Below are 4,133 nucleotides of genomic sequence, written 5' to 3' on the forward strand. Positions count from 1 at the left end.
AAATAGAAGGCATTGAAGGCAAACAGAACATCTATAAGCTACATATAGATGAATCGTGTATGTTTGATGAATTTGAAGAGGAAATTGAAAGTAAAGGACAGTATGAGGAGGAATTATATGCTATCTATAGCTTAATGGAGGATGTTGCCGATAACAAACTATTACCCAAAGAAAAATTCCGTGACATTACAATCAGTAAAAAAGAAAAATTCAAGGAATATGAGTTTAAATCGAAACACCTCAGAGTTTATGCAATTAAGGCACCTGATGGAAAAGTAGTGATAATGGGTGGCTATAAAAATCGTCAAAAAAAAGATATTAAAAAGTTTCGATCGATTAAAGACAAATACATTAACACCTTATAGTTATGAAAAGAGAAAAGCTAATTAGAAGCAAAGGGTATAATGTAAGTAAAATTCAAAACGAGTTATACCGACAATTAACAGAATATTTAGAAACAAATGAAATGACACGCTCTGCTTTTGCAAAGCAATTAGGTGTATCTAAAGGATATATTTCACAGGTTTTAAATGGGGATTTTGATTATAAAATTTCAAAGCTAGTTGAGTTATCATTAGCAATTGGAAAAGTGCCAGTTATTAACTTCGAATCGTTTGAGAACATAGAATCTAAAAAAACGAATCAAATGAAAGTGGTACACATGGAACCTCTTAAATATAAAAATAGCTCATCTTCTGTGTCTTTACAAAATGCAGAATTTGAACAGTTTGACCTAAAAAAAGCCTGACAATGGAAAATAAAGAATTGCTACGTAGATTTCCTTTTAAGATAGTTGATCTAAAAACAAATTCGTTTTCTGAACAAAATTTATCTGAAGAAGAAATTCAGGATTTCGATCCTAATTTAGTTGAATTTAATATTCAGCCAGGTTTTGGCTTCAATAAAAAACTGAACCTAATTAAGGTAAACTTTGTGATTACTTATTTATACAAGAAAAAGGAAATTTTAAAAATTGATGTCGATACTGTTTTTGAATTTGTGAAAAAAGAGGATTTGGATCTGGAGAATAAAACAATCTTAGCTACTGTTTTAGGAGTTTCCTTTTCAACCATCAGAGGAATAATATTGAACAGAACGATTGGAAGTTTTATGAATAAAATTTATTTGCCTATCATTAATCCTACCGAGATAATTGAAGATATGGCAAATCCTAAAAAATAAAATAATTCTACTAGAATAGAATGCTCTTCGTTTTTAAATCGAAGAGCATTTCTTTTGCATATCTACAAATATTTTCCCCACAAATTTTCAATCCTATTTTTTACTTTCTCGCGAAACCAGGCTGGTTTAAGAACTTCAACATCATCACTCATCGCAAAAATCTTTTTCTCCAATTCAAAGTTGGGGATCACTTCTATGCTTAAGGTGGCAGTCGTGTCGTTCACCTCTATTTCTTTCTGACTACCATGTAAAGGCTTGGTTTTAATGTACGGATAATGTTGAGCTGAAACGCGAAGAACAACTTTTTCAATTTCTCTTTCGAGCATTACGCTTACGCCAATTACATCTTCAAAATACTCACTAAAGTCAAGGGTCTTATTCTCAATAAATGGGTAATCAGAATTTGTAATGTTTTTGATCCGATCCAGGGGAACATTATAGAGAATATCAATTCCTTCCCGATGCCCAAACAGAAACCAGCGGTTGTTGTATTCTTTCAGCAAATAGGGCGAAAAAGGAAACGATTCCACAGACTCTGATCGGAATGATTGATAAGAGATTTCAATGGTGTTTTTCTGTCGGATGTGTTCAAAAAGCGAACTTAGATATTCACGTCCTTCCAGATAGGGATTACTCTCAAACTGAACTAGCTCTGCTTTTAATGACTCTAAACCCAAGCCCAATTTGGTGCGGATATCTACCATCCATTCAAATTGAGGCATGCCTTCAAATCTGCCCAGAACTCCAAGAGCTTCGTATAATTGAGCTTTTTCATCTTCTCGCAATGGCTGGTTGAGAATGGAAAAATCGGGTTTCTCGTAATAAATCTCCTCATTCATTCGTACAATGGGCGCTCCAAATCCTTCGGGAGCATCCTTACGCATCAATTGAATATCGTAGTCAAACTGTCGTTTGCTGATTCCTTTCTCAATATCAAATTCTTCAGCAATTTTTGTTGAAACATGAGCCAACAGATCCTTATACCTCCATTTTTTATATTTCTGCGATAAACAACTATCAATGAGTCGGTAGCGGTAGCTTGCATTTTTATTAATCGGCATTCTTATGTTTTTTTATTTGCAGGTGCAAAAAGACTGCATCGCTAAGGTAGACATTTGTTTTTAGAATAAAATGGGTATTGAAATCTATTACTAAAACTAAAATCAAATGAAACAAAAAATTTTAGACCTAATGCTTGTGGCAATCTTATTCATGACTGCCTGCACCAACACAATGGAAAAACCATTAAGCAAGGAAGATCTTCCTGCAGTAAAGGAACTCCTTAATGCAAACGAAAATTATAGTTCCATGAAAAAAGACTACATCACCGATAAGTTAGAAACGCTTGTTAATTTTTCAGAATTAGGAAAAGCCTTGAAAGGGGATCAATTAAAATGCTCAACATTTAAAGAGGAAATTGATGACTTGTCTGTTGATTTCGATTCTATTCGAACAGCCAAATTACTCATTCGTGAAAACAATAAGAAGCTGAAAAACTTTATCAGTTTAGTGGACGCGCAAACCCTTTCTATTGATAAGTACAAAGGGTATTTAAATATGAAATTGAAATTCAATAATCAGTTTGATAAAGAAATTCTTTACCTGGTGTTGAACTACAAGTATGTGAACAAGTATGATTCGGAATTCTTCAATGAGAAATCCAAATTAACCGATCAGGTAGCTGGTGATTTTAAAGGAGAGCTAGATGTCTCAACCACCGAAAAATACAATGATGTAGCCGAATTTATGTACACAAAAGTGCCTGTTAATGCGAGAAAGGCATTAAGGGAAGAATTAGGAAAAGAAAAAGCCGATGAAAAAGTCGAGCGAGACTTTTTGATGGCAGGCTTAAAAGTGGAAGCTCTTCTTATTGTATTCAAAGACAAATCAGAGCTGATGCACAAAGAGGAAACGTGGAAATATCTAGAAAAATAGTGCTAATAAAAATCAATCTATCATGAAAAAATCAATATTAGTTATTGGATTGCTGCTACTCTCAGTGAGTGCAATAGTCGCTCAATCCATCGAATCGAAAATTCGAGAATTCGCGAAGAGTGAGTATCCTTCCGATTACAGCATGCAAGAGTACATCTATAAAAAACAGTTATCCGCCTATCGCTACATGCAAACAGTAAGCGACTCGGAAGTAAAACAAATTGCATTAAGAGAGTATTACAACGATTACTCTATGCAGCAATATACCTACAACAAGCAGTTGGCTGCTAAAAATTACATGAAAACAGTCTCCGATCGGGAAGTAAAGCAATTTTCTCTTCGCGAATACCCAAGTGATTACACCATGCAAAAGTACACCTACGATAAGCAATTGGGAGCAAAGAATTACATGAACTCGGTGACCAATTACTCTGCAAAAGCGAAGGCCGTTCGTGAATACCCTTATGACTATTCTATGCAGAAATACACATACGATAAGTTGGTTTACTAGTTCGGGAAAAAACTTGTTAAAATGGAGAGCTCTCTAATGAGAGAGCTTCTCTTAATATTTCACGATGTTCAATCACTTGGTCATGGTAGAAACTGAATAAACAAATAAATGATTTTTAAATTCAATAGGTAAAGCTATGACGAAAAAACAGTACCCGTAAAACCTCATAAAAGAACGCCTCCTTCCTAAAGAAAACAACTTATCAGGTTTTATACCTTCATTGAATTAAACTTGGCAAACTTGACACGTTAATTACTCATAATAAATTTATACTTTCGAACAGTTCTGTGTTTTTAATCTGTAAGATTAATCACAAATTTTCAGGATCCATTAGCGAAATAAACACCATTGTGCTTATTAAGGAGTTAGGCACAATGCCTATATCATTTATTTTATTCGCTGTTATTTGTAGGTCTGTAATCCTATTGTAAAAGGCACAGTGCCTAACAACGTGTAAAAATAATGGCGGGTTCAGCTCATTTAATAAAGGTTCGTGCTATAAAAC

The 4,133-nt window shown here is 34.0% G+C and carries 6 protein-coding genes; 5 read left to right on the top strand and 1 reads right to left on the bottom strand.

What is annotated here, in order from left to right; translation table 11 throughout:
* The 3 genes from ABYT26_RS17475 to ABYT26_RS17485 all read left to right on the top strand — a co-directional run.
* A partial coding sequence (locus tag ABYT26_RS17475) for a hypothetical protein (RefSeq protein ID WP_372756290.1) occupies positions 1 to 365 on the top strand: 365 nt, incomplete at its 5' end.
* Positions 366 to 367: 2 nt separating this feature from the next.
* Positions 368 to 748, top strand: coding sequence for a helix-turn-helix domain-containing protein (locus ABYT26_RS17480; RefSeq protein WP_372756292.1), 381 nt, complete (start codon positions 368 to 370; stop codon positions 746 to 748).
* Positions 749 to 750: 2 nt separating this feature from the next.
* Positions 751 to 1,182: a hypothetical protein gene (locus ABYT26_RS17485; RefSeq protein WP_372756294.1), complete on the top strand. Its 432-nt coding sequence runs from the start codon at positions 751 to 753 to the stop codon at positions 1,180 to 1,182.
* A 62-nt stretch (positions 1,183 to 1,244) separates the two neighbouring features.
* On the opposite strand, the gene ABYT26_RS17490 is transcribed toward ABYT26_RS17485, so the two are convergent.
* Complete coding sequence (locus tag ABYT26_RS17490; RefSeq protein WP_372756296.1) at positions 1,245 to 2,243, bottom strand: helix-turn-helix transcriptional regulator; 999 nt, start codon at positions 2,241 to 2,243, stop codon at positions 1,245 to 1,247.
* 106 nt (positions 2,244 to 2,349) lie between these two features.
* Here ABYT26_RS17490 and ABYT26_RS17495 point away from each other — a divergent pair, with 106 nt between their 5' ends.
* Complete coding sequence (locus tag ABYT26_RS17495; RefSeq protein ID WP_372756298.1) at positions 2,350 to 3,117, top strand: hypothetical protein; 768 nt, start codon at positions 2,350 to 2,352, stop codon at positions 3,115 to 3,117.
* Between the two features lie 22 nt (positions 3,118 to 3,139).
* Positions 3,140 to 3,628 carry a hypothetical protein gene (locus ABYT26_RS17500; protein ID WP_372756299.1) on the top strand — a complete coding sequence of 163 codons (489 nt, stop codon included), beginning with the start codon at positions 3,140 to 3,142 and terminating at the stop codon, positions 3,626 to 3,628.
* The last annotated feature ends 505 nt before the right edge of the window (positions 3,629 to 4,133 follow it).

Source organism: Labilibaculum sp. (genome assembly GCF_041595635.1).
GTDB lineage: Bacteria > Bacteroidota > Bacteroidia > Bacteroidales > Marinifilaceae > Labilibaculum.

What these genes read in the sequence shown, in the direction of transcription:
- ABYT26_RS17495 (WP_372756298.1), top strand. Translation starts at nt 2,350, where the DNA reads ATGAAACAAAAAATTTTAGACCTAATGCTTGTGGCAATCTTATTCATG.
- ABYT26_RS17485 (WP_372756294.1), top strand. Translation starts at nt 751, where the DNA reads ATGGAAAATAAAGAATTGCTACGTAGATTTCCTTTTAAGATAGTTGAT.
- ABYT26_RS17480 (WP_372756292.1), top strand. Translation starts at nt 368, where the DNA reads ATGAAAAGAGAAAAGCTAATTAGAAGCAAAGGGTATAATGTAAGTAAA.
- ABYT26_RS17490 (WP_372756296.1), bottom strand. Translation starts at nt 2,243, where the DNA reads ATGCCGATTAATAAAAATGCAAGCTACCGCTACCGACTCATTGATAGT.
- ABYT26_RS17500 (WP_372756299.1), top strand. Translation starts at nt 3,140, where the DNA reads ATGAAAAAATCAATATTAGTTATTGGATTGCTGCTACTCTCAGTGAGT.